Origin of the sequence: Microvirga sp. 3-52 (assembly GCF_018383585.1) — a bacterium.
Classification (GTDB): Bacteria; Pseudomonadota; Alphaproteobacteria; order Rhizobiales; family Beijerinckiaceae; genus Microvirga.
Map to the genome: position 1 here is coordinate 62,837 of NZ_JAHAMK010000012.1, position 25,576 is coordinate 88,412.

Consider the following 25,576-nt stretch of genomic DNA (forward strand, 5'->3'; position numbering starts at 1 on the left):
TTCTTGTGAACGAACTTAATCCGGAAAGGCCATCTGCGGCAGGACCATGACGATCTGCGGGAACACGGTGATGATCGCGACCGCCGCGACGAGCAGGAAGAAGAACGGCAGCGAGGCGAGCGCCACCGTGTTCGAATCCTTGCCCGACATGGTCTGCAGCACGAAGAGGTTGAAGCCGACCGGCGGCGAGACCTCGGCCATCTCCACCACCAGGATCAGGAAGATGCCGAACCAGATCAGGTCGAAGCCCGCGGTCTTCACCATCGGGATCACCACCGCGGTGGTGAGCACGATCATGGAGATGCCGTCGAGCGCCGTGCCGAGCAGGATGTACATGACCGTGAGCGCGGCGATGAGCGCATAAGGCGAGAGGTGCAGGCCCTCGACCCAGGAGGCGAGTGCCTGGGGAATGCCCGTATAGGCCATGGACGTCGACATGAAGGAGGCGCCGGCCAGGATCAGCATGATCATGCAGGTGATGCGCGTCGTGCCCATGACGCTCTTCCAGAACGAGTCCCACGACAGCGACCCCGACCACCAGGCGATGGCGAGCGAGCCGAGCACGCCCCAGGCGGCGCATTCGGTCGCCGTCGCCCAGCCGAGCAGGAGGGTGAGAAACACCAGCGTGATCAGGAGCGCCACGGGAATGAGATTGGTCGATTCCCTCAGCTTCTCGCGAAAGCTCATGGCCGGCTCGGGCGGCGGCGACTTCTTCGGATTGAGCAGCGACCATACGGCGATGTAGCCGGAATAGAGCGCCATCACGAGCAGCCCCGGCAGGAAGCCCGCGAGGAAGATCTGGATGATCGACACGTTGGCGGCGACCGCATAGACCACCATGGTGATCGAGGGCGGGATGAGGATGCCGAGCGTTCCGGCGCCCGCGAGGGAGCCGAGGCTCACCATGTCGTCGTAGCCGCGCTTCTTCAGCTCCGGCAAGGCGATCTTGGCCACCGTCGCGCAGGTGGCGGCGGACGAGCCGGACACGGACCCGAAGATGCCGCAGGCGAGCACGTTCACGTGCATCAGCCGTCCCGGCAGCCAGTTGAGCCAGGGCGCGAGGCCGCGGAACATCTCCTCCGACAGGCGCGTCCGGAACAGGATCTCGCCCATCCAGATGAAGAGCGGAAGCGCCGCCAGCGTCCAGGAGGCGGAATTGCCCCAGATCGTGGTGGCGAGCACCGAGCCCGCCGGAATGCCGCCGCCCACGAACTGCATGCCGACCCAGCCGCAGGCCATGAGCGCGATGGCGATCCACACGCCGCCGGCGAGAAGCACCGCGAGCAGCAGGAGCAGCAGGCCCGAAATCTCGATGAGTTCCATCGGCCCTACACTCCGCTCTGGATCGCGCGCTCCACCACCTCTTCGGCCGTGGTGGCGGGCGGCTTCTCGTAGCGCGGATCGCCGCCGCGCAGCACATGGACGAACTCGTCGACGAAGGCGATGAACAGGATCACGAGGCCGCTTGCATAGCCGATCTGCGGAATCCAGAGCGGAATCGCCAGCACGCCCTGGGCCATGTCGTTGAAGCGCCAGCTGTCATAGGTGAGCACAACCGCATGCCAGGCGAAAAAGCCCACGAAACATAAGCCGATCACGAGGGAGAACATCTCCAGGCACCACCGGGTCCGCCCCCGCACCCGGTCCGTGAGCAGGCCGACCCGGATCATCTCGCCGGAGCGGAAGGTGTGGGCGAGGCCCAGGAACGCCATCGCGGCCATGGACCAGGAGGCGAGATCGTCGCCGGCCGGAATGTTGATGCCGATGCCCCGTCCGAGGGACAGGCCCATCATCAACAGGAAGATCACCAGGAGGAACAGGCCTGCGAGATAGCCTGCAAGGAGATAGAGGCCGTCGAGAATGGTGCGGATCATGCAGTCCGTTTCGGGCGTTCGGCGAGAGAGCTTGGCCAAGTCTAGGGGCATTCACGACGGGCGCAAGCGCTTCCTCCACCCTGACTGCACAGCCCTTGGGCATATCGTCATGGCAATGCCCAGCTTCGTGACAGAACCGTCGCCCTGGCGTCGCCGTTGAGATGTCAGACGTGACGGTGCGTCGCGATTGCAGGAGGAATCCATGATCTCCAAGCACTTGTTCGTAGCTCTGGCCAGCACGGCTTTGATCGCCATGCCGGCCATGGCCCAAACCAACCAGCCCGCAGGCTCGATGCCGAGACCGTCGGCAGGAGACCCTGGCTTCGGCGCGAACGAACCAGCGCGCATGGGCCCCGGCAGCTGGCTGACGCAGGAGCAGCCCGGGCAGTGGCGGGCCTCCAAGCTCGAAGGCCTGGACGTCTACAACCAGGAGAACGAGAAGATCGGCGATGTCAGCGAGCTGCTCGTGGACAGCAGCGGCAGGATCCAGGCCGTGGTCGTGAGCGTCGGCGGCTTCCTGGGCATCGGCGAGCGCGATGTGGCCATTCCCATGGACCAGATCAAATTCGTGAACGAGCCGCGCGCCGTGGCGACCAATTCCACCACGGATGGCACGGCCGCCACCACGCCGAATGCCCCGGCCACTCCGCAAGGATCTGCCACCGCAACGGCTCCCGGGACCAATCCGACTGCGCCGACCGCCACAGGCACGGTCGCTCCAGGTCAACCCGCTGACGCTGCCCGCTCGGGTCCCGATCATGCGGTGCTGGCAGGGAACATCACCAAGGATCAACTGAAGTCGGCGCCGGAGTTCAAGTTCGCGCGCTAGAGCGATTCGCCTGAAAGGACGGGGGCTCGCGCTGGTCCCTCCCCGATGCGGCCAGTGATCTAGGGCGCGACGTGAGCGTGCCTGATCACCACTGCGGGCACCGCCCCGGCTCGGGGCCCGACGGATTCTGGGCCGAGAGGGCGGGATGCGACCTCCCGCCCTCTCCTCTTCCCTCGCCACGGCCCCATCTTCATGCTAGAACAAAAAGAGAACAATTCTGCGGAAGACCCATGGACGAAAAGCTTTCCAAGAAGCTGCGCATCCTGGCGGACGCGGCGAAATACGACGCCTCCTGCTCCTCCTCCGGGGCACCTAGGCGCAAGGCGGACGTGGGCGGCCTGGGCTCGACGGAAGGCAGCGGCATCTGCCACGCCTATACGCCGGACGGGCGCTGCGTCTCGCTCTTGAAGATCCTGCTCACCAATTACTGCCTGTTCGATTGCGCCTATTGCGTGAACCGGCGCTCGTCCAACGTGAAGCGGGCGAAATTCTCCGTCGACGAGGTGGTGACGCTCACGATCGAGTTCTACAAGCGGAACTACATCGAGGGTCTGTTCCTGTCGTCGGGCATCATCCGGTCGCCGGACTACACCATGGAGCAGATGCTGCTGGTGGCCAAGAAGCTGCGGCGCGACCACGGCTTTCGCGGCTACATCCACCTGAAGACCATCCCGGAGGCGAGCCCCTGGCTCATCGAGGAGGCGGGCCTGTGGGCCGACCGCCTGTCGATCAACCTGGAACTGCCGACGGAAAAGAGCCTGGAGCGCCTTGCGCCCGAGAAGGACGGCGCTTCCATCGAGACCGCCATGGCGCAGATGTTCGAGCGCATCGAGGAGGCCCGCGAGGAGCGCCGCCACTTCTCGCCGGCCGGCCAGACCACGCAGATGATCGTCGGCGCGGATGAAACCACGGACGCCGATGTGCTGCGCACCTCGGCCAAGCTCTACGGCCATTACGACATGAAGCGGGTCTATTACTCCGCCTTCAGCCCAATCCCGGATTCGAGCGCCATCCTGCCCCTGAAACCGCCGCCCCTGATGCGCGAGAGCAGGCTTTATCAGGCCGATTGGCTGCTGCGCTATTATGGCTTCGACGTGGACGAGATCGCCTCCGGCGGAGAGAAGGGCATGCTCGACCTCGACGTCGATCCCAAGCTCGCCTGGGCGCTGAAGAACCGCCACCGCTTCCCCGTCGACGTGAACCGGGCCGAGCGCGAGATGCTGCTGCGCGTGCCGGGCCTCGGGGCGCGTGCGGTCGACAAGATCGTGGTGGCGCGCAGGCACACGACGCTTCGCCTGGAAGACGTCGCGCGCCTCACCTCGGGGCTCAAGCGCGCCAGGCCGTTCCTCATCACGGCCGACCATCATCCGAAAGCCAAGCTCGACACGCTCGACCTGCGCGAGCGGCTGATCGAGAAACCGGAACAGCTGAGCTTGTTCGGATGAGCCGACTTGTGACCTTCCCCTGCCGGATAGACACCCGATGTCATGGCCGGGCTTGTCCCGGCCATCCCGATCCGGTGGAACGTGGCGCCTCTCGGATCGGGATTACCGGCACAAGGCCGGTGATGACGGCAAGGGGAACATTCCATCCTGCACACGATCCCGGATCGGCTGACACCGTCCGGAATGACCAATGAGAACACCCATGAGCCTCCACCGCATCACCCTCAAAACCGGCGCCGATCTCGACGGATACCGCCGGGCCGTGCGGCGGCTGATCGCCGAGGAGCTGGCGCCGCAGCACGTGGTCTTCGCCATCGACGATGCACCCGGCCTCTTCGGCCGGGAGACGGCCGGCGATGCGCCGGCGGTGTCGATCCCGAAAGGCGTGGCGCGGCTCATCGAGCACGTGGTCTGCCATCATGATCCTGAGCGCTATGCACTGCTCTATCAGCTCGTCTGGCGCGTGCAGAACGGCGAGCGCGACCTGCTCGAGATTGCGAGCGACCCTCTCGTGCATCGCATCGACCTGATGGCGCGTTCCGTCCGGCGCGACCTGCACAAGATGCACGCCTTCGTGCGCTTCCGCCGGATGCCGGGTGAGCATCTCGAGAGGTTCGCCGCCTGGTTCGAACCCGAGCATTTCATCCTGGAGGCGGCCGCGCCCTTCTTCATCGACCGGTTCCGCTCCATGGACTGGACGATCCTCACGCCCATCGGATCCCTGCGCTGGAACCGTGAGAAGCTGGCCTTCGGGCCGCCGGCGCAGCGGGAGGATGCCCCCGCCGAGGACAGCTTCGAGGAGGGCTGGCGCGGCTATTACGAGAGCGTGTTCAACCCGGCCCGGGTGAACCCGACCGCGATGCGCGCCGAGATGCCGAAGAAGTACTGGCGCAACATGCCCGAAACCGCCGCGATCCCCGGGCTGATCCAAACCGCCTCCCAGCGCGTTGAACGGATGATCGAACAGGAGGCGACGATGCCCACCAAACGCACCCCGGAGCGCGCTCTCGAAGCCATGTGGGATCAGGAGCCGAAGAGCCTCAAGGAGCTCAACGCCGTCATCGCGAAGGCAGGACCGCTCGTGCCGGGGGCGACCCAGGCCGTGTTCGGCGAGGGCCCGGCGCATGCGGAGATCGTCTTCGTCGGCGAGCAGCCGGGCGATCAGGAGGATCTGCAGGGAAGGCCCTTCGTGGGACCTGCCGGCAAGCTCTTCACCAAGGCGATGACGGAGGCCGGAATCGACCGCAAGGATGTCTATCTCACCAATGCGGTCAAGCACTTCAAATTCGAGCAGCGCGGCCACCGGCGCATCCATTCCAAGCCCACGGCCGGAGAGGTGAAGCATTACCGGCCCTGGCTCATGAAGGAGCTGGAACTGGTGAAGCCGAAGCTCGTCGTGGCGCTCGGCGGCACGGCCCTTCTGGCGCTCACCGGCAAGTCCACACCGATCACCCGCTCGCGCGGACGCGCCCGGTTCGGGTCTTACGAAGGCTATGTCACCGTGCACCCCTCCTATCTGCTGCGCCTGCCCGACGAGGCGACGAAGCGGGAGGCCTACGAGGCGTTCCTCAACGACCTGCGCCGCGTTCACGATCTCGCGCAGGCCGATCTGGAAACGGGCGAGCTGCCGCTGGCGGCGGAATAGGCGATCGCCGCGGCCGGGCCTCGTCTAAGCTCTCGCCGCTTTCCGCTCGACGAGCTTCCGGCGCAGATCGAGCCGCCGCATCGTGGGCGTGACGGTGATGCCATGGAGCACGATGGAGACCAGGATGATGAATCCCGTCGTGCTCCAGAGAAGAGGCACATTGCCGAATGTCCCATGTTGCAGGGCATAGGCGAGATAGTAGATCGAGCCGATGCCGCGGATGCCGAAAAAGCTGATCGCCGCCTTCTCGCCCGGGGGAGGATCGGTTCCGATCAGGCCGATCCAGCCGGCGAGCGGTCGCACCACGAACAGCGCCAGAAGGCCGAAGGCGGCGGCCTGCCATGTGAGCGCGGCGAGGAGCCCTCCCCCCGTCATGGCGCCGCCGAGCAGGACGAGCAGCACCATCATCATGAGCCGCTCGAGTTCCTCCGCGAAATCGTGCAGCTTCTGGTGATAGTCATGCCCCGGCTCCGTGGCGCGCAGGGCCAGAGCCGCGACGAAGACCGCAAGAAAGCCGTAGCCCCTCACCATCTCGGTCAGACCATAGGCCACGCAGGTGATGCCGAGCGCCACGAAGCCGGCGCCGGTGCGCGACAGCTTGGCGCGATTCGGCAGGTGGAAGGTGAGCCAGCCGAGCGCCCGACCGACCAGGTAGCCCATGCCGATGCCGGCAACGATCTTCCACACGATCGCATAGGCAATCCACGCCGCGACGCTGGTCTCGCTCGTCTCGTCTGCGATGGCAATGGCCAGCAGCACGAAGGGAAAGGCTAGGCCGTCGTTGAGACCCGCTTCCGACGTGAGGGTGAAGCGGACCTCGTCCTCCTCCCGGTCCATCGGCGGTCCGACCTGCACGTCGCTCGCCAGCACCGGGTCGGTGGGCGCCAGCGCCCCCGCCAACAGAACGGCGGCCGCGAGGCTCAGGCCCAACAGGTTCTCGCCCAGCCAGACGAGGCCGAGGATCGTCAGGGGCATGGCAATGCCCAGAAGCCGCCAGGTCAGCCGCCAGCGCTTCCAGCCGAAGGGCCGGTCGATCTTCAGGCCCGCGCCCATGAGCGAAATGATCACGACGAACTCGCTCAAGTGCTCGACGACGGCGAGTTCCTCGTTGGGATGCGGCATGATGCCCGGAAGGTCGGGAAAGGCGAAGATCAGCGCGCCCAGGGCTACGCAGAAGATCGGCAGGGACAGGGGCAATTGCCTGAGAACCATCGGAAGCCAGGCGGTCAGCAGCACCACCACCCCGAATCCCGCCAGAACGACCACATATGCGCTCATCAGGCAGCGAACGCCGCTCAAGACTCCGCAGTTCCGGCAGGCGGCGGGTTAATCGGTGTTAACTGCCCCTTAAACCGCCACAATTAGGGTGCTCCAGAGCATGAAAGGCCGGACGATATACCGGCCATGTCGATGCGGGGTTTTAGAGGTGGCGAACGGACGTGACCGGCGAGAGCCGGTCTTCGATGCGCCCGCTGGGGAAGCGGGGGAGCTGGACTTTCGCCTCTCGCCCGAGGACCGGGCTGGGGGGACCATGGCGCGCAGGCGAGCTTCTTCGAACGGCGGCGGGCCGCGCCGCGCCGCCAAGCCCAGGAAGCCCAAGCGCAAGGGTGGCCGGTCTCTCCTCAGCAAGCTCGTCTATGCAGGCCTCGTGCTCTGCCTCTGGGGCGTCATCGGCGTCGGCGGCGTCGTCGCCTATTACGCCTCGCAGCTGCCGCCGATCGACCAGCTCACGGTGCCCAAGCGCCCGCCGAACATCGCCATCATGGCGAGCGACGGTTCGCTTCTCGCCAATCGCGGCGAGACCGGCGGACGGACCGTCACGCTCAAGGAGCTTCCGCCCTACCTGCCCAAGGCCTTCGTGGCCATCGAGGACCGGCGCTTCTACGACCATTTCGGCATCGATCCCGTCGGCATCAGCCGCGCGGTCTACCGCAATCTCGCGCATCGCGGCGGCCTGCAGGGCGGCTCGACCCTCACGCAGCAGCTCGCCAAGAACCTCTTCCTGACCCAGGAGCGCACCGCCTCGCGCAAGATCCAGGAGGCGATCCTGGCGCTCTGGCTCGAGCGCAACTACTCGAAGGATCAGATTCTCGAGCTCTACCTCAACCGGGTCTATTTCGGCGCCGGCGCCTATGGCGTCGAGGCCGCGGCCCAGCGCTATTACGGCAAGTCCGCCCGCAACGTGTCGCTTGCGGAAGCGGCCGTGCTGGCGGGCCTCGTGCAATCGCCCTCGCGCCTTGCCCCCAACCGCAATCCCGACCGTGCGCAGGCCCGTGCGGAACTGGTGATCGCGGCCATGAACGAGCTCGGCTTCATCACGCCGGGCATGACCAAGACGGCGCTCGGCACCCCGGCCGAGTCCGTGCGCCCGAACGGCGCGGGATCCGCCAATTACGCCGCCGACTACGTGATGGACGTGCTCGACGATTTCGTCGGCAACGTCGAATCCGACATCGTGGTCTCCACCACCATCGAACCCTCCATGCAGGCGGCGGCCGAGCGCGTTCTCGTGGACGAGCTCGACGCCAAGGGCCAGAAGTTCAACGTGAGCCAGGGCGCATTCGTGGCCATGCAGCCGGACGGCGCCGTCAAGGCCCTGGTGGGCGGCCGCAATTACGAGACGAGCCAGTTCAACCGCGCCACCGCGGCGCGGCGCCAGCCGGGCTCGTCCTTCAAGCCCTTCGTCTATCTCGCCGCCGTGGAGCGCGGCTACACGCCCGACATGGTTCTGGAGGACGGCCCGGTCAATTACGGCGGCTGGGCGCCGAAAAACTACGACCGCAAGTATCGCGGGCCCATCGCCATGCGCGACGCCCTGGCGCTCTCGCTCAACACCATCGCGGTGAAGCTCAACATGGAGGTCGGGCCGAAGGCCGTGGTGCAGGCGGCGCAGCGGCTCGGCATCTCCTCGCCGCTGCAGGCCAACGGCTCGCTCGCGCTCGGAACGTCGGAGGTGACGCCGCTCGAGCTGGTGAGCGCCTATGCGGCCTTCGCCAACGGCGGCACCGGGGTCGTTCCCTACGTGATCACCCAGGTGAAGACCACGGACGGCAAGCTGGTCTACAAGCGCCCGGGCTCGGGCGGCCTCGGCCGCGTCATCGACCGCAGTGTCGTCGCGATGATGAACGAGATGATGCACAACACCTTCGTGGTCGGCACCGCACGGAAGGCGCAGATCCCCGGCTGGTCGCTCGCCGGCAAGACCGGAACGACCGACGATTACAAGGATGCCTGGTTCGTGGGCTTTTCCGGCAGCCTCGTGGCCGGCGTCTGGCTCGGCAACGACGACGGCGCGCTCACCAAGCGCGTCACCGGCGGCAACCTGCCGACGGAGGTCTGGCACAACTTCATGAAGATCGCCCTCAAGGACCAGCAGCCTGTGGCGCTTCCGGGCAGCGAGCGCTTCCGGGACGATGTGCCCGTGGCCGGTGCCGGACAGGATCCCCGCTACGCCAATGCGGGCAACGGCGACAATGCCTGGATCCCGCCTCAGCCCGCTCCCCAGCGGCGCGCCAGCCGCGAGAAGAATTTCTTCGAGAAGCTGTTCGGGCTTTAAACGTCTGGGTTCCGGTTCCCACACTGTCGTTTCGGGCTCCGCTGACACGGCCCGGAATGACCGTGGGTTGCGCTCGGAAAACGTTCAAATCATTACCTGTCACGTAATCGCCAACGCTCGCTCGCGGGGGCATGCTCGCTTCATCACTCAAGAAGGAGCACGCCATGCCTGCCTATGCGATCGGTCACCTGCACGATGTGAATGTCGGTCCGGACGTCGTCGAGTACCTCAAGCGCATCGATGAAACCCTCGCGCCGTTCGGTGGGCGGTTCATCATTCACGGAGGACCTGTGTCGGTGGTGGAGGGCTCCTGGTCGGGCGATCTGATCGTGATCGAGTTCCCGGACAAGGAACGCATCCGCGCCTGGTACGACTCGCCGGCCTATCGGCGGATCCTGCCCCTGCGCACGAAGAACTCCCGGGGCGCCATCTTCTTCATGGACGGCGTTTCGGAGGATCACAAGGCCACCGATGTCCTGGCCGGGATCCCGATGATGGATCAGCCCCTGGGCTGATGTCCCCGCGCCCGTCCCGTCGCCAGGAACAGGGCGAGCGCCAGAACGCCCGTGGTGGCGATGGTGGCGGGCAAGGGGATCGCGGAGGCGTCGAGATTGCGCCCCAGAAGAATGCCCACGATGGCCGCGAAGGTCATCTGGCAGATCCCGAGCAGGGACGAGGCCGCGCCGGCGCGATCGGGAAACGGCATCAGGGCCGAGGCCATGGATTGCGGCATGGTGAGGCCGACGCCGACGCCATAGATCGCCATGGGGGCGCTGATGCTCAAGGACGACGGGACGCCCGCTAGCACCAGAGCCAGCATGGTGATGCCGCCGAGCGCCAGGCACGTCACCCCGAGCCTGATGGTGCCGTCGAGGCCGTAGCGCCCGACGAGATGCTGCGCGGCCGTGGTGCCGGTCATGAAGCCCGCCACCACGAAGGTGAACGAAAAGGCGAAGGACAATTCGTCCAGGTGATAGATCTTCTGCAGCACGAAGGACGAGCCTGAGATGAAGGCGAACAGGCCTCCATAGGTGAGCATGGAGAGACCCACATAGGTCCGGTAGCCGGCGTGCCCCAGCAGAAGCCTGAATCCGCGCAGGATTCCCGGAAACGAAATCGGCACATCCGATTTCCGGCGGATGCTTTCCGGCATGCGCAGCACGATGACGGCCGCCAGGCTCAAGCCGAACAGGATCATCACCCCGAAGGTCACGCGCCAGCCGGTGAAGCGCTCGATCACGCCGCCGAGGATCGGAGCGGCCGCCGGTACCACGCCCATGATCGTGCCCATGCGCGACAGCTCGCGACCGGCGCGCGGGCCCTCGTAGAAATCGCGCACGATGGCGCGCCCGAGCACGATGGGGCCGGAGGCGCCGAGGGCCTGCAGGAAGCGGGCGCCGATCAGCGTTTCGATGTTGGGCGAGAGCGCGCAAATCAGGCTCGCGAGCGTGAAGAGCAGAAGCCCGAAGAGCAGCACGGGCTTGCGCCCGATCCGGTCGGAGATCGGCCCGTAGAAGAACTGCCCTGCGGCAAAGCCGAGAAGGAAGGCCGAGAGAGTGAGCTGCGTCTGTCCCGTGGTCGCCTCAAGTCCCGCCGCGATCGCAGGCAGCGAAGGCAGATACATATCCGTCGAGAGGGGCCCGAGCGCGGTGAGAAGCGCCAGGACGACGGTGAGGGCCAGCGTATCGGGTTTGAGCATGAAATGGGTTCAACAATGACAGGCACGCCGGGTTAGGCCGAAACGGCGTGCCTGTCATCTGTTTTAGCGGGCCTTGAGCGCATCGGATGGATCCCAAAAGTGCCTTCCGCTTTTGGGTCCGACGCTCAAGCGGCGCGGACGGTCGCCAGGAAGTTGTTGACCTGGTTGCGCAGATGCTCCGCCTGGCCCACGAGCGCCGAGGACGATGTCAGCACCTGATGGGCGGCCGTCTCCGTCTGCTCGGCCACCTGGGCCACCCTGTTGATGTTGGCCGTCACTTCGCCCGTGCCCGCGGAGGCCTGGTTGACGGAGGAGACGATCTCCTGCGTGGCGGCGCCCTGCTGGTCCACCGCCATGGCGATGCTGCTCGACACGTCGCTCATCGCCTGGATGCGCTGGGTGATGCCGTTGATCGCCTCTACGGCCTGCGAGGTCGAGGTCTGGATCGCGGCAATCTGGCTCGAGATGTCGGCCGTGGCCTTCGAGGTCTGGTCGGCGAGCGACTTCACTTCGGTCGCCACCACGGCGAAGCCGCGGCCGGCCTCCCCGGCGCGGGCGGCCTCGATGGTGGCGTTCAGCGCCAGGAGGTTCGTCTGGCCGGCGATGGCCGAGATCATGTCGATGACCGCACCGACCCGGTCGGCGGCGGCGCTCAGCTGCGAGACGATCTCGGTCGTCAGGGTCGCGGCCTGCACGGCCTCGCGGGACATGACGGCGGATTGCTCGACTTGGCGGCTGATCTCGCTCACGGAGGCGCCGAGCTCTTCGGTGGCGCTCGACATGGCGAGCACGTTGGCCGAGGTCTGTTCGGCTGCCGCCGCAACGGCCGTGGAGCGCGAAGACGTGGCCTGGGCGGAATTCGTCAGCTGCTCCGCCGTCGATTGCATGCGGCCGGCTGCCGTCGACACCGACTGGATGATCTCGCCGATGGCGCTGTCGAAGGTCTCGGCCAGCTCGGTCATCATCCGCTTGCGCTGGACCTCGGAGGCCTCGCGGGCCTGAACCGCCTCGAGTTCCAGCGCCCTGTTGCGGACCATGCGATCCTTGAAGACCTGCACGGTCTCGATCATCAGGCCGATGTCGCGGCTGCGGTTGCCGGCCGGCAGGTCGACCGCGAGATCGCCGTCCGCCAGGCGGCGCATGGCCGAGGTCAGGGTGCGCAGGGGCGACACGATGCTGAACTTCGTCATCAGGAGGCTGATCAGCACGCCGAGGACCAGGCCGATGGCCGCAACGCCGATCTGGAGCTGGATCGCGACATTCGCGCCTTGTTCAGCGGCGGAGCGCATGTCGGCGAGCTTCTTCGCCGTGTAGGTGCTGTAGGCCTTGACCGTGTCGGTGACGGTACGCTGAGAGGCGAGGCCCTTCTCGACCTCGGCGTTCATGGCCGCCTGGTCGGCGCCCTTGTCGGATGCCGCTACCTTGATCATGGAGCGGATGACGTCGAAATAGACGTTCAGGGCCGCCCGCATCTCGCCGAGCAGGGTCTTCTCCTGCGAATCCGCGACGGCTTCGAGCGTCTTGAACCGGTCGAGCATTTCCTTGGTGCGGCGGTCGGCTTCGGTGCTGAAATCGGAAGCCTTGTTCGGCTGCTGCGCGACCTGATAGGTCATCCGGCTGATGGCGATGATGTCGACGCGCAGGTCCATGGCCTCGCGCGCGGCCTCCTCGCGCAGGCCCACGATCTCCATCGCGTCCTTGAGCTTGGACGTCTCGCGCCAGCCCACCACGGCGATCATGGCGGCGACCAGCCCCATGAGCGAAACGACCGCAATCACCTTCTGCGGAATCGAGAAGTTCTTCAGTGTCATTGAAATCATGCCCCTGCAGACCGACGGCACGTCCAGCTCTGGGAGAGCGGCTGGATCGACACGCGTCAGGTCTATTGCCCTAACGGCATGTCTGCGGGGCGCCGGTTAAAAAACCGATAAATTGTCCAATGGAAACAATGGGAGTGGGAACGGATGTCATTCCAGACGCTCTCAGGCGATCCGGGAATCGTGGGCCATGGTGTCGTTCCCGGCCGAAGCGGAGGGAGGGAATCCATGATGTCGAGTGGGGCGCGTTCGCCGTCCCGGCCTGCGGCTGCCGGGGATGATCCCCCTGTCATGCCGGACTGGTTCCAGCCATCCCGATCCTGTGGAACGCGGCGCCTTTCCAATCGGGATCACCGGCACAAGGCCGGTGATGACGTGGCAGGTCGGATCAAAGGCTTCCCGATTGCCGCACGTCGTGCGCCGGGGATGACACTCTCCCCGTCATGACCGGGCTCGTCCCGGCCATCCCGATCGGAAGAACGCGGCGCATCGATCCGTTGGGATCACCGGCACAGGGCCGGTGATGACCGGGCGAGGCCACCTGCGGCCCTTTCCCGGCAGACCGCCGGTAAGACGACATGGCGCAACAGCCCCTCACCCGATGCGGTGCAGGGCGCTGCCGTAGGCCTTGAGCCAGGCCTCCGCCTCGTCCGTGCGCGGGCAGAGCTGATACGTGAGCTTCCAGAACCGGTTGGAATGGTTGAGTTCGCGCAGGTGAGCCACCTCGTGAGCGGCGAGATAGTCCAGCACGAAGGGCGGGGCCATGATCAGCCGCCAGGAGAAGCTGAGTGCCCCATTGGCCGAGCAGGAGCCCCAGCGGCTCTTGGTGTCGCGCACGGTGATGCGCTTGGCCGGCTGCCCAAGCTGAGCCGTATGGCGCTTCACGGCGGCCGCGAAGTCGCGCTTGGCTTCCGCCTCGAGGAAATCACGGACGCGGCGGGCCACGTGGGCCGCCTCGCCGGCGACCGCGATGATCGGCTCGCCCGCGCTGCCCCGGGTCGCCTGGGTCACGCCCCGGACGGTGGACCAGTGGACGATCCGGTGCGGAACACCGCGAAAGGGCACGAGGGCGCCCGGCTCGAAGGGCACCCGCTCCGGCACCTTGGCGAGCCGGGTGGCGATCCATTGGCTGTGGCTGTCGGCGAATTTCTGGGCGAGGCCCACATCCGTGCGCTCGGGGATGCTGAGCACGACCTCGCCGGTCGCGTTGGAGACGCGCAGCGTGATCCGTTTGGCGGTCGGACGGCGTTTGAGGGCCACCTTGAAGGATTGGCCCTCATGGAAAACCTTGAGATGAGGCGGGTCCGCAGGGACGCGGCGGAACAGGGCGGATTTCATGTCCGCAATCTGCCCTGTCACGCTGATTCTGTCAGCGCAGCCGTTTGCCGCTCCTAGGAACGTATCAAGAACGGACTCAAGCCCTTGACGACTTCTTCCGGGCTGGTTCTCGATTGTGATTCTCAATGAATTCAACGATTCGAGGAGCGATCTGAGCCCTGAAACGAGAACCGTTGAAGACGCCATAGTGACCGACCCCGGCCTGCAGGTGATAGAGCTTCTTGTCGGACGGGAGGTTGGGGGTCAAGTCGAGGGCAGCCAGGGTCTGGCCGACGCCCGAGATGTCGTCCCGCTCGCCCTCGACCGCCATGATGGCGCAACGCCGGATGTCCATCAGGTCCACGGGCTGATCCCGGTGCATCATCTCGCCCTTGGGCAGGTCGTGGTTCACGAACACCGTCTCGACCGTCTGGAGGTAGAACTCGGCGGTCAGGTCCATGACGGCAAGGTACTCGTCGTAGAAGTCCCGGTGCTTCTCGGCCGAATCGCCGTCGCCCTCCACGAGGTGGTTGAACATCTCGTAATGGGCCGTGAGGTGCCGGTCGATGTTCATGGCCATGAAGCCGGAGAGCTGCTGGAACCCGGGATAGACGTCGCGCCAGAAGCCGGGATGGGACGGGGGCACCTTGGTGATGCAATGCTGTCGGAACCAGTCGATGCCGCGCTCCTCCGCCAGCCGGTTCACGGCGGTGGGCGAGCGGCGGGTGTCGATGGGACCGCCCATGAGGATCATGGAGCGCGGGATGAAGGGGTCGTTCTCGGCCTCGAGGCGGGCCACCGCGGCGATCACCGGAACCGCCGGCTGGCATACGGCCATCACGCTCAGGTCCGGCCCGAGATCCCGGAACATGGCCTTGAGGTAGTCGATGTAATCGTCAAGGTCGAACGGGCCCTCCGCCAGGGGGACCATGCGGGCGTCGATCCAGTCGGTGATCATCACCTGATGGGACGGCAGGAAGGTCTCGACCGTGCCGCGCAGGAGCGTGGCGTAATGGCCCGACATCGGGGCGACGATCAGGAGCTTCGGCTGGTCCTTGGCGCTCGCGTGATCCCGTTCGAAGGAGATGACCCGGCAGAAGGGACGCTCCCAGACGATTTTCTCGGTGACCGCCACCTCGTCGTTGCCGATCACGGTGGTCGGCAGGTTGAACGCGGGCTTGCCGTAGCGCCGCGTGGTGCGCTCGAACAATTCGCACGCCGCCGAGACGGTCCGGCCGTAAGGGGTGTTCGTGAGGGGATTGTCGGGATTGTCGAAGAAGTGCTTCGTGAAATCGGAGGCGGCGCGGGCCGGGCTCAAAAGCCAGTGCGCGGTATCGTACCAAACATAAGAAAAATTCATCTGTATCCCCAAAGGCCGGGCGCCCGGTTCTCGCGCATCGCGGTAGGCTTTATCCTCAACCGTAATTTTAAGATTAAAGTTCCTTGAGATTATTGCAACAGCCTAGCTCTTCCCCTGCAAAAGCGAACTACATACTTTGGTTTCAGAGCATCGCCCAAGTCGATGATAGGAAAATAGGCCGGCAGCAAATGCTTGGCGAACACAGGAGCGGCCCTATTCTGTTCGGTGATGTCCAAAATCGACCAGAAGAGCCTGACCCACCACGCCCGGCATCTGCGCCTCGACACCCTCGTTCGCCTGCGCTGGCTCGCCATCGCAGGCCAGACGGCGGCGGTCGCCGGGGTGCGCTTCGGCCTCGGCTTTCCGCTCCCCTTCGGCCTGTGCTTCCTGGCCATCGGCGCCTCGATCTGGGTCAACCTGCTCCTGCGCATCCAGTATCCGGCAAGCCACAGGCTCAGCGACAACATCGCCACGGCGCTTCTGGCCTTCGACATCCTGCAGCTGGCAGGGCTGCTCTACCTGACCGGCGGGTTGGAAAATCCCTTTGCCATGCTGTTCCTGGCGCCCGTGCTCATCTCCGCCACGGCCCTGACCCCGGAGCGGACCCTGGGGCTCGGCCTCCTGGCCATCGGCTGCGCGACTCTCCTGGTGCTCACCCACAAGCCGCTGCCATGGTATCCCGGACAGAGCTTCACCCTTCCCTTCCTCTACGTAACCGGAATCTGGGCCGCGATCGTGCTCGGCACGGCCTTTACCGGCATCTATGCCTGGCGGGTGGCGGAAGAGGCCCGGCAGCTCGCTCAGGCGCTCGCCGCCACGGAACTGGTGCTCGCCCGCGAGCAGCACCTGTCCCAGCTCGACGGCCTGGCCGCGGCGGCAGCCCACGAGCTCGGCACGCCGCTTGCCACCATCGCCCTGGTGACGAAGGAACTGAGCCATTCCATGCCCAAGGACGGCCCGGTGGGGGAGGACCTGAAGCTCCTGCAGGAGCAGGTCGAGCGCTGCCGCACCATTCTGACCAAGCTCACCTCCATGGGCCAGGAGGAGGAATCGGAGTTCCTGGAGACGATCTCCCTGAGCCACCTCGTGGAGGAGATCGTGGAGCCGCAGCGCGCCGTAGGCTTCGACGTCACGGTCGAGACGAGCGGCGAAGGGCCCGAGCCCATGGGACGCCGCAATCCGGGCGTCGTCTACGGCCTGTCCAACATTCTCGACAACGCGACGGACTTCGCCGAAAGCCGGGTCACCATCGAGGCCTGCTGGTCGCCTCACGAGGTTTTCATCGAGATCCGGGATGACGGTCCTGGTTATGCTCCCGATATTCTGCTCAGGGTCGGCGAGCCCTACGTGACCACCCGCAGCGCCGCCGAGCGGACAGAGGACAGCGAGGAGGGCGGAGGATTGGGATTGGGCCTGTTCATCGCCAAGACCCTGATCGAGCGCTCGGGAGCCGAACTGACCCTGACGAATGCCGCCCCGCCCGGCTCGGGCGCCATCGCGCGGATCGTTTGGCCCCGTCATGCGTTTGAACGAGGTGCGGCAATTTCGCCGCAGGGAGACACCAAGCTGTCTCTCAAAGGTTAGAGGATGAATTCCCATATGAGAGAGGAGCCGGAAGGCTCGCCTCACGAAGGAGTTTCAGCCTTAAAATGCAAGGAGATGTTCTGATGGCCGATGCGCCTGCCGCGTTCGAAGATCGCGCCGACAAGAGCCTCTTGATCGTCGACGACGACCGGCCGTTCTCGACCCGTCTGGCCCGCGCCATGGAAGGCCGCGGCTATCAGGTTCGCGTGGCCGAAAGCGTGACGGACGGAATCGCCGCAATCGAAACGGAGCCGCCGGCCTTCGCGGTGATCGACATGCGTCTCGGCGACGGCAACGGGCTCGACGTGATCGAGCGCCTGAAAAGCCGCCGCCCGGATGCCCGCGGCGTCATCCTCACCGGCTACGGCAACATTGCCACCGCCGTCACGGCGGTGAAGATGGGGGCCTTCGATTATCTGGCCAAACCCGCAGATGCGGACGAGATCCATGCCGCCCTGATGGCCCAGCCCGGCGAACGCGCCCTGCCGCCGGAGAACCCCATGTCGGCGGACCGGGTGCGCTGGGAGCACATCCAGCGGGTCTACGAATTGTGCGGTCGCAACGTCTCGGAGACGGCCCGCCGCCTCAACATGCACCGCCGGACCCTTCAGCGGATCCTCGCCAAGCGCGCGCCGCGCTGATCGTTCGAACGCTCTTCCGACCATTCCGCACCGGACACAGGGATCGCGGGTCAGCGAGGAAAAGCCGGCGCCTGTACGCCGATCTCCTTGGGCGTTTCCGCCTGGCGCCGCATCCACAGCAGAGCCAGCCCGAAAACCGGCAGCAGGATATCCGTGTAGAAGATCACGCCTGCATTGCCGGGAGCGTAGTTGTGCGCCTCCACCATCTGCACCACGTGACCGGCTGCGGCACCCCAGAGGAAGCAGGCCGGGCCGACGAGGGCGGCCAGACGCATGCCAGCGCCGCCTTTGAACGCCATGAATCCCACGACGGAGAATCCGAGGCTCGCGAAGCCGACTTCCTTCTGGAACGGGCTGGTCTGCCAGCCGATGAACGCGGCCGCCATCTCGGAGAAGAAGACGTGCATGACGAAATTGTAGAGGAAGCTCACTCCGAGCGAGAAGAACAGGAACCAGGACAGCAAAGCCTCGATGATTGTGGCGCGGCTCCAGGGGCGCGGGTGTCGCAGCAATGCGACGAGCGAAGCCACGAGCCCGACGCAGAAAAGGGTCAGCGTGAAATTGCTGAGCAGAAACCTGATGGCCTGTTCCATGATCGCCCCACCATCCTCCCGGCCTGAGAGGCTGCGGGAAGAGTGAAACCCGTCCTCCTGTCATGCAACCGGTCCGGGAGCGGGCATGCACAGGATTTACGCTATGACGGCGGAGATGTCAGAGACGCCCGTCCGCCACCCGGTCCGGATCGGCCAGGGCATGGAGCAGCGATGCGGCCGAATGGGCGAAGCGCAGGGTCACGGCCTTGCGGCGCGCGCCGGCGAGCGGATGGTGCGCGGCCTCCCGCAGGATCGCCGCCCCGAAGCTGTCGGCGATGATCAGGCCCCGATCCTCCGGCAGGATGTCGAAGGGCACGGTTTCCGGCACGGCGAAGTAGAACCGGTCGCAAAAATCCTCGTAATCGGGCCATTTCCGATCAGCCCGGAAATCCGCCACGCTCGACTTGATCTCGATGATCGTGAGCGCGCCGTCGGGCGCAAGGGCGATGAGATCGGCGCGCCGGCCGCTGGCGAGGGTGAATTCCGGCAGGGTCACGTGGCCGAGCTGCGCGAACAGGCGGCGCACGCCGCGCTGGATACCGGCGGCAACGGTGGATTGCCGGCCGTCGGCGGGCAGGACGATGGGACGGGACAGGATGGCAGGCGAATCGGACATGACGCTTAAGGTACCCCCTCGCGGCCGGCCCGCAATGGCTCCGTTGTCGCGCGTGCCGGGTCTCAACCTCCGCTCCATTCTTCGATAGACTGGACGCGGCAGACCCTCTCGCGAGGGCTTGCGACGAGGCCGGACATGACCCGCGAAAACCCGGATGATCTGACGATCCGCGCCATGACGCGCCAGGACCTCGATCTGGCGATCGACTGGGCGGCCGCCGAGGGCTGGAATCCCGGGCTCAACGACGCCGAATGCTTCCGGGCGGCCGATCCGGCGGGATTCCTGATGGGCTCTCGCGGCGACGAGCCGGTCGCTTCGATTGCGGTGGTCCGCTACTCCGATGCGTTCAGCTTCCTCGGCCTCTACATCGTCCGGCCGGACCGGCGCGGCCGCGGTTTCGGCCATCGCCTCTGGCAGGCCGGCATGGCTTCTCTCGCGGATCGCACCGTGGGCCTCGACGGCGTCGTGGCCCAGCAGGAGAACTACCGGAAATCCGGCTTCGTCCTGGCGCACCGCAACGTGCGCTTCGGCGGCACCCCGCAGGTCGCATGGCCCCGGGACGAGCGCCTGCAGCGGGTGAGTCCTGAAATCATGGACGCCGTTCTCGCCTACGACCGGCCGTTCTTTCCCGCCCCGCGCGAGCCCTTTCTGCGCTGCTGGCTCAAGCCCGACGCACGCGATGCCGTCGCGTTCGTGGACGACGGGGTCGTCAAGGGCTACGGCGTCATCCGGGCCTGCCGGAGCGGCTCCAAGATCGGGCCGCTCTTCGCCGACGGCGAGCGCGAGGCCGATCTCCTGTTCCGGGCGCTCGCCTCCGGGGCCAGCGGGGATGCAGTCTTCCTGGATCTGCCCGAGCCGAATCAGGCCGCCATCCGGCTGGCCGCGCGCCATGGCCTGTCACCCGTGTTCGAGACGGCCCGGATGTATCGCGGCCCGGAGCCGGACCTGCCGCTGCCCCGAACCTACGGGATCTCGACCTTCGAGCTGGGGTGAAGGATCGCGTCCGGAGAAGAACGGACCGATTCCAACTTCCTCCGTCATCACCGGCCTTGTACCGGTGATCTCGATTGGAAAAGCACCGCGCTTCACCTCACCGTCATGGCCGGCACAAGGCCGGCCATGACGGTGAGAGATTGCTGTCTTCACCGAGGCATCGTGCGGCCGATCAGCTCCGCACGAGGCGCTAATGCAGCATCAGATGATGCGGCGACAGGTTTTCCAGCATGTCGCGCAGATCGTCCATGTGCGGGTTGATGGACAAGGCGATCTGAAATGCCGCGCGGGCCTCGTTGAGATGCCCGTTGCGCAGGCAGATGTTGCCGAAGCCGGCGATGGCGCCGAAATGGCGCGGCTCGAGCCGCAGGGTCTGGGCGATGTCCAGCAGGCTGTCCGCGTCGCGGTTTTCGATGGAGGCGAGCGTCGCCCGCTTGTTCCAGGCCTCCGCCCAACCGGGGTGCCTGGCGACCAGATGATCGAGCAAGGGCCTGGCGGTCTTGAGGGATCCCGAGCCCATGGCCTCCACGGCGGCCATCATGGTCTCCTCGGCAAGGCGGTCCTCGTGGGATCCCCACAGGGCCCAGATCTGATCCTCGATGTCCTCGACCGGACGGGCCGGATCCGGCAAAGCCAGCTCCTTGAAGAGCCTCGTCAGACGGCGCGGCAGGTCAGGACTCGGCGTGCGGGTCGGGACCTCGAGGACGAGCTGGAAAACCGGGTCGAGCGGCAGAGGGGATGTCATGGACAGGCTCACCGATCCTCCGTGAAAGGCAGCAAGGGGGGTGACATAGCGTTGAGGCGTGGCGCGGCGAGGGGCGCCGAGCGCATCGTGCGAAAAAGAGGATCCGGTTTTCGCTGCCCCGGACCTCCAGTCCCTCGCCCGGCGATGCGCCGCTGAAGGGATTGAGCCTCGGACCAGCCTGTTTTGTGCCGGAACGCACATTTTAACGGCGAAGCTGATCCCATTCGTCGAAAAATGCTCTAGGCTTTACCAACGTCACTGGACCTGATCGATCGTTGGAGTTGTCCTTGGGAGTTGTCGTAGAACGCGACCCGCTGCGCCTGGCATGGAAAGCATCTCCTGTTCGCCACCTCGTCGGATTTAGCCTCCTGGCCCTGGCCGGCCTGCTGATCCTCGTCGGCTTCGACCTGGTGCGCATCGTCGTCGACCGGGCAACCGGGGGAGCGGACGGCTGGAATGCGCCGGCCTCCTTCCTGCGGGTCGCCCTCTCGCCGCCGGCCGGTCTCTGGCCGGAGCCCGTCGTCCTGTTCCCGGGCGTTCCGCTGGGCCCGGAGGCTTTCGCCCTGGCCACGGTCGTCGGCATCCTGCTCATTCCCGTGCTGCTCGGCCTGATCCTGATCGGATTCGAATGGCTCGTGGTCGGCATCGGCTTGCGGATGCTCACGAAAACCCAGTCGGCGGCCCTCGACGTGATCCTGAAGGTCCCCTCCGCCTCCCATGACGAGATCGCCGTGGTGACGGCGCTGACCGCCCGGGGCCTCTCCCGCGAGAGCGGCGTGCTGGGCTCCAGCCTTCTCATGCCGGTGAAGCTTGGCGGGATGATCGGGCTCGCCTGCGCCTATGTCTTCGTCATGGACTGGCACCTCGGAGCCGCCCTGGCGCTGGTCCTGGCTCTCGGCGCCATCGTGAGCGCCCGCCGCTCCCTGCTCCGGTTCGACGCCACCGCCGCCCGCCACCGGGAAGGCGACGAGGCCGAGGGCGTGTTCGCGGAACTGGAGCACCGCATCCCGGCCCTGCGCGCCCACGGCACCGCCCCCTACGAGCGGGACCGGGTGCGTGAGGCCCTGGTGCTGAGCCATCGGCCGGTGATGAAGCGGGAATACCGCCTAGCCCTCGCCGAGGCGGCTTCCGCAGCGGTGCTCATGATCGCACCCCTGTCGGTGCTGGCCCTGGGCGCCTGGTTCTCGCAAACCCGTCCGGTGACGGCCGGGACGGTCGCGGCCTGCGTGCTCGCGGCGGCGCTGGCCGCCTATGGCACCCGGGAGGTGGTCCAGTGGCACCGACTCGCCTTGAGGGCGCGGGCGCTGCTCATCGATCTCGGCCGGGGACTGGGTCCCTTGAAGCTGCGCGCCGCCCTAAAGGGAAAGGCCACCCTGCCCGAGAGCGGCGCCCTCGTCGCACAGGGGGTCTCGGCCTACGACCCTGCCAGCGGCGCGCGGGTCTCCTCGGTCAATCTGAACCTCGCCTTCCCGTCCCATGTGGCCCTGGTCGGCGACGGGGATGCCGGGCCGCGGCTTCTCGCGGCGCTCATGAGCGGTCAGATTCCGCCGTCGCTGGGCCGTCTGACCTTTGGCGGCATCGATCTCTCCGCCGCCGATCCGGTGGAACGAAGCCGGCGTATCGCCTTTGCCGGGAACACGGTCCTGATCGAAGGCAGCCTGAAGGACAATCTTCTCTACGGCGCCTCCGCGTCCGCGAGCGAGCTCGCCCACCGTCTCTCCGAGGCGGTCGCCGTCGCCGGTCTCGACCGTCTGACCCATGCCCGAGGCCTGTCCGGAACCATCGATCCGGAGCGGGAGCCGAAGTTCGCCGCCGCCATCGTGGAGGCGCGCCGCGCCGTGCAGGCGGCCCTGGCGGCCGAGCAGCTCGACCGCTTCGTCGATCCCTTCAGCGCGACGCGCTACAACCGCTATGCGACCATCGGCGAGAACCTGCTGTTCGGGAAGCCGATCGGGGACTCGTTCCAGGAGGATCGCCTGTCGAGCCATCCCTTCGTGCGCGCGATCCTGGAAGCCAACGAGCTGACCAAGCCGCTCGCCCGGATAGGGCTTTCGATCGCCACGAGCATGATCGAGATCTTCTCCGACATCCCGGATGGATCCCCGCTCTTCGAGCGCTTCTCGTTCTTTTCCGCGGCGGACCGCCCCTATTTCCAGGATCTCGTCGACCGGAAGAACGAGCAGCGGCGCAGCAACCAGACCTCGCGGGACCGGGAGCGCCTGATCGGTCTCGCCCTGCGCTACAACGAGAGCCGGCATCGCTTGGGCTTGCTCGAAGCCGGCATGGAGGAACAGATCCTCGTCGCCCGCGCCGATTTCGCCCGCATGCTGCCGGTGAGCCTGAAGCCCTCGATCGAGTTCTACGACGAAGGGCGCTTCTGTGCGGCGGCGAGCATCCAGGACAACCTGCTCTTCGGGCGCATCGCGGCCGATCAGGCCGGCGCTCTCGAGTCGGTGCAGGAGGTGACGCGCCGCGTCCTGACGCAAAGGGGCCTCGACGGCGAGGTCTCGCGCATCGGACTCGACACGCCCATCGATCCGCAGGGCGACGATCTCACCCTGAGCGAGGTCGCCGCCGTCGACCTGGTGCGCGGCCTTGTGCGCCGGCCGAGCATCCTGGTGGTGCAGAGAGCGCTCGACGGGCTGCCGGGTCCTGCCGCCGACAGGCTCGTCGCCCATCTGCGCCGCGCCCTCGTCGGCCGCGGGCTGATCCTCGTGACGCCGTCGATTTCACCGGCCATGGATCAACCGCCCTTCGACGCTGTTATCCACTTTGAGCGGGGCGAGCCGGTGATGGATCGCCGCACCAGAACCCGGGAGGCGCTGAGTGCGTGATATTATTTACCTTGACCTGCCATCCCGCTCGGGGGCAGCTTATCGATGTGCGCTAGCGCACATAAGCAGGGTTTTCGATTGGCCATGATCCTGAAATGATAAGGCGTGTTGCATCCTCTGACGCGTTGCAGGTCCGGTTCTGGGGCATACGCGGCTCCACCTGCGCATCCGGTCCTCAATTCGTCGAGTTCGGCTCGCACACACCGTGCATCGAGGTCCGCTGCGGCGAACGCCTTTTCATCCTCGATGCGGGAACCGGTCTTTCCGCCTTCGGCAGCGAACTCGGCCCTGCCGCCCCCGACAAGATCGACATTCTCCTGAGCCATCTTCATCTCGACCACATCAGCGGCCTTCCCTTCTTCAAACCCGCCCTTCTCGCCAGGGAGCGGGTGATCCGCACCTATTGCGGCCATCTGGACGGGGAAAGCGCCATGGAACCCTTGAGCCGCCTCTTCTCGCCGCCGCTCTTTCCCGTGCGTCTCGGCCAGCTTCCCGCCCGCTTCGAGCATCATGGCTTCAAGGCCGGCGAGCCGCTCATTCTCGACGACGGAACGCGGATCGAAACCCATCTTCTGAACCATCCCGGCGGAGCCACGGGGTTTCGCATCAGCCATCGGGGCCGCAGCGTCTGCTACATCAGCGACGTGGAGCACAGCGACCCCTGGCCCGACCCGGGCCTCGCGGATTTCGTCCGAGACGCCGACCTGATGATCTTCGACGGCATGTTCTCCGACGCCGAATATTCCTATTGCCGCGGGTGGGGGCATTCCACCTGGCAGAAGGGCGTCGAGCTTGCGCAGAGCGCCGGCGTGAAGATGCTGGCAGTCTTCCACCTCTATCCCGGCCATGACGACGCGTTCCTGAAAGCCGCGGAGGCCGAGATGCAGGCCGTCATGCCCACCGCTTTCATGGCCCGCGAGCGCCAGTCGCTCGCCTTCGAGCCGGTGGAAGAAGAGATGGTTGCAGATCGGGCCCAGCCCGCTAAGGTGCCCGCCACCTTGTAAGGCGGTTCTTCCATGTCCTCTCCCATCCTCGTCACCGGTGCAGCAGGCTTCATCGGCTATCACGTGGTGCAGCGGCTTCTGGCCGACGGCCATCATGTGGTCGGCGTCGACAGCTTCACGCCCTATTACGACGTGAGCCTGAAGGAGGCGCGGTTCGGGAACCTGTCCCCGCACAACACCTTTCTGGGCGAGCGCCTCGATCTTGCCGACGCGCAGGCGACCCGCGACCTGTTTCAGCACCACCGTTTCGAGAAGGTGATCCACCTCGCGGCCCAGCCGGGGGTGCGCTTCGTCGACCCGCAGCCCTACGCCGCCTCGAACCTGATGGGCTTCATGAACATGCTGGAAGCCTGCCGGCACGGAGAGGTCCGGCACCTCGTCTATGCCTCGTCGAGTTCGGTCTACGGCGCCAACCGCAAGCTGCCCTTCTCCGAGCACGACGGCACCGACCACCCGATCAGCCTCTATGCCGCCACCAAGAAGGCGAACGAGATGATGGCGCATTCCTACGCCTCTCTGTTCGGCCTCCCCGCCACGGGCCTGCGCTTCTTCACCGTCTACGGCCCCTGGGGCCGCCCCGACATGGCGGTCTACAAGTTCACCCATGCCATTGCCGAGGGCCGCGAGATCCAAGTGGCCAATGCGGGCCGGGTCTGGCGCGACTTCACCTACGTGGACGACATCGTGGAGGGCATCGTGAGGCTGGTCGAGCGGGTGCCCGTGCCCGATCCCGCCTGGAACGCGGAGCATCCCGATCCTGCCATCAGCCCGGCGCCGCACCGGGTCTACAACATCGGCAACGACAGCCCGGAAGAAGTGAACGACCTGATCGCCCTGATCGAAGACGCGCTCGGCAGGAGGGCGAGGCGCGTGGACGTGCCGCTGCCGCCCGGCGACGTTTTGGAGACCCGCGCCGACGTGACGGACCTGCGCCGCGACGTCGGCTTCGCGCCGTCGACGTCGCTGAACGAGGGCATCCGCCGGTTCGTCGAGTGGTACCGTGGGTATCACAGGGCCTGACCCT

Annotated in this window: 21 protein-coding genes; 11 read left to right on the forward strand and 10 right to left on the reverse strand. The window is 66.2% G+C overall.

What is annotated here, in order from left to right; translation table 11 throughout:
* Positions 1–15: 15 nt before the first annotated feature.
* Positions 16–1,323 carry a TRAP transporter large permease gene (locus KHP60_RS11695; RefSeq protein WP_213564166.1) on the reverse strand — a complete coding sequence of 436 codons (1,308 nt, stop codon included), beginning with the start codon at positions 1,321–1,323 and terminating at the stop codon, positions 16–18.
* Positions 1,324–1,328: 5 nt separating this feature from the next.
* Complete coding sequence (locus tag KHP60_RS11700; RefSeq protein ID WP_213564168.1) at positions 1,329–1,874, reverse strand: TRAP transporter small permease; 546 nt, start codon at positions 1,872–1,874, stop codon at positions 1,329–1,331.
* Positions 1,875–2,076: 202 nt separating this feature from the next.
* On the opposite strand from KHP60_RS11700, the gene KHP60_RS11705 reads away from it, so the two are divergent.
* The 3 genes from KHP60_RS11705 to KHP60_RS11715 all read left to right on the forward strand — a co-directional run bounded on the left by KHP60_RS11705 (position 2,077) and on the right by KHP60_RS11715 (position 5,793).
* Complete coding sequence (locus KHP60_RS11705) at positions 2,077–2,703, forward strand: PRC-barrel domain-containing protein (RefSeq protein ID WP_213564172.1); 627 nt, start codon at positions 2,077–2,079, stop codon at positions 2,701–2,703.
* 230 nt (positions 2,704–2,933) lie between these two features.
* Complete coding sequence (locus tag KHP60_RS11710; protein WP_213564174.1) at positions 2,934–4,148, forward strand: putative DNA modification/repair radical SAM protein; 1,215 nt, start codon at positions 2,934–2,936, stop codon at positions 4,146–4,148.
* A 202-nt stretch (positions 4,149–4,350) separates the two neighbouring features.
* Entirely contained in the window at positions 4,351–5,793 is a 1,443-nt protein-coding gene (locus KHP60_RS11715; RefSeq protein ID WP_213564176.1) for a UdgX family uracil-DNA binding protein, read from the forward strand.
* A 24-nt stretch (positions 5,794–5,817) separates the two neighbouring features.
* Here KHP60_RS11715 and KHP60_RS11720 read toward each other — a convergent pair whose 3' ends face one another.
* On the reverse strand, positions 5,818–7,071 hold the full coding sequence (locus tag KHP60_RS11720; protein WP_213564188.1) for a sodium:proton antiporter: 1,254 nt from the start codon (positions 7,069–7,071) through the stop codon (positions 5,818–5,820).
* Positions 7,072–7,219: 148 nt separating this feature from the next.
* Here KHP60_RS11720 and KHP60_RS11725 point away from each other — a divergent pair, with 148 nt between their 5' ends.
* A complete protein-coding gene (locus tag KHP60_RS11725) occupies positions 7,220–9,349 on the forward strand; it encodes a transglycosylase domain-containing protein (RefSeq protein ID WP_213564191.1) in 2,130 nt (709 codons plus the stop codon).
* Positions 9,350–9,513: 164 nt separating this feature from the next.
* Positions 9,514–9,864 carry a DUF1330 domain-containing protein gene (locus KHP60_RS11730; protein WP_213564193.1) on the forward strand — a complete coding sequence of 117 codons (351 nt, stop codon included), beginning with the start codon at positions 9,514–9,516 and terminating at the stop codon, positions 9,862–9,864.
* On the opposite strand, the gene KHP60_RS11735 is transcribed toward KHP60_RS11730, so the two are convergent.
* From KHP60_RS11735 to KHP60_RS11750, 4 genes are all read right to left on the reverse strand, one after another.
* Positions 9,849–11,048, reverse strand: a complete 1,200-nt coding sequence (locus tag KHP60_RS11735; RefSeq protein ID WP_213564196.1) for a multidrug effflux MFS transporter — start codon at positions 11,046–11,048, stop codon at positions 9,849–9,851. The two genes, KHP60_RS11730 and KHP60_RS11735, sit on opposite strands and share 16 nt — an antisense overlap.
* Positions 11,049–11,173: 125 nt before the next feature.
* On the reverse strand, positions 11,174–12,859 hold the full coding sequence (locus KHP60_RS11740; RefSeq protein WP_213564198.1) for a methyl-accepting chemotaxis protein: 1,686 nt from the start codon (positions 12,857–12,859) through the stop codon (positions 11,174–11,176).
* A 600-nt stretch (positions 12,860–13,459) separates the two neighbouring features.
* Positions 13,460–14,203 carry a M48 family metallopeptidase gene (locus tag KHP60_RS11745; RefSeq protein WP_213564200.1) on the reverse strand — a complete coding sequence of 248 codons (744 nt, stop codon included), beginning with the start codon at positions 14,201–14,203 and terminating at the stop codon, positions 13,460–13,462.
* 76 nt (positions 14,204–14,279) lie between these two features.
* The gene (locus KHP60_RS11750) at positions 14,280–15,542 is read right to left on the reverse strand and encodes a polyhydroxyalkanoate depolymerase (RefSeq protein WP_213564203.1); all 1,263 of its coding nucleotides are present in this window, start codon (positions 15,540–15,542) and stop codon (positions 14,280–14,282) included.
* Between the two features lie 228 nt (positions 15,543–15,770).
* Between KHP60_RS11750 and KHP60_RS11755 the strand changes: the two genes are divergently transcribed.
* Together KHP60_RS11755 and KHP60_RS11760 are read left to right on the forward strand one after the other, a co-directional pair.
* Positions 15,771–17,126: an ActS/PrrB/RegB family redox-sensitive histidine kinase gene (locus tag KHP60_RS11755; RefSeq protein ID WP_213564206.1), complete on the forward strand. Its 1,356-nt coding sequence runs from the start codon at positions 15,771–15,773 to the stop codon at positions 17,124–17,126.
* 83 nt (positions 17,127–17,209) lie between these two features.
* A complete protein-coding gene (locus KHP60_RS11760) occupies positions 17,210–17,767 on the forward strand; it encodes an ActR/PrrA/RegA family redox response regulator transcription factor (RefSeq protein ID WP_213564210.1) in 558 nt (185 codons plus the stop codon).
* A 50-nt stretch (positions 17,768–17,817) separates the two neighbouring features.
* Here KHP60_RS11760 and KHP60_RS11765 read toward each other — a convergent pair whose 3' ends face one another.
* Both KHP60_RS11765 and KHP60_RS11770 read right to left on the reverse strand, forming a co-directional pair.
* A complete protein-coding gene (locus KHP60_RS11765) occupies positions 17,818–18,360 on the reverse strand; it encodes a DUF6790 family protein (protein ID WP_213564212.1) in 543 nt (180 codons plus the stop codon).
* 118 nt (positions 18,361–18,478) lie between these two features.
* Positions 18,479–18,976, reverse strand: coding sequence for an MmcB family DNA repair protein (locus tag KHP60_RS11770; protein ID WP_213564215.1), 498 nt, complete (start codon positions 18,974–18,976; stop codon positions 18,479–18,481).
* Positions 18,977–19,111: 135 nt separating this feature from the next.
* On the opposite strand from KHP60_RS11770, the gene KHP60_RS11775 reads away from it, so the two are divergent.
* Positions 19,112–19,969 carry a GNAT family N-acetyltransferase gene (locus tag KHP60_RS11775; protein WP_213564218.1) on the forward strand — a complete coding sequence of 286 codons (858 nt, stop codon included), beginning with the start codon at positions 19,112–19,114 and terminating at the stop codon, positions 19,967–19,969.
* 190 nt (positions 19,970–20,159) lie between these two features.
* Here KHP60_RS11775 and KHP60_RS11780 read toward each other — a convergent pair whose 3' ends face one another.
* Complete coding sequence (locus KHP60_RS11780; RefSeq protein ID WP_213564220.1) at positions 20,160–20,714, reverse strand: hypothetical protein; 555 nt, start codon at positions 20,712–20,714, stop codon at positions 20,160–20,162.
* 287 nt (positions 20,715–21,001) lie between these two features.
* Between KHP60_RS11780 and KHP60_RS11785 the strand changes: the two genes are divergently transcribed.
* The 3 genes from KHP60_RS11785 (at position 21,002) to KHP60_RS11795 (ending at position 25,572) form a co-directional block, all read left to right on the forward strand.
* A complete protein-coding gene (locus KHP60_RS11785; protein ID WP_213564222.1) occupies positions 21,002–23,548 on the forward strand; it encodes an ABC transporter ATP-binding protein in 2,547 nt (848 codons plus the stop codon).
* Between the two features lie 95 nt (positions 23,549–23,643).
* Positions 23,644–24,552, forward strand: coding sequence for an MBL fold metallo-hydrolase (locus KHP60_RS11790; RefSeq protein ID WP_213564224.1), 909 nt, complete (start codon positions 23,644–23,646; stop codon positions 24,550–24,552).
* Between the two features lie 12 nt (positions 24,553–24,564).
* Positions 24,565–25,572 (forward strand): NAD-dependent epimerase/dehydratase family protein, encoded by a 1,008-nt coding sequence (locus tag KHP60_RS11795; RefSeq protein WP_213564231.1) that lies wholly within the window; start codon positions 24,565–24,567, stop codon positions 25,570–25,572.
* Positions 25,573–25,576: the final 4 nt, after the last annotated feature.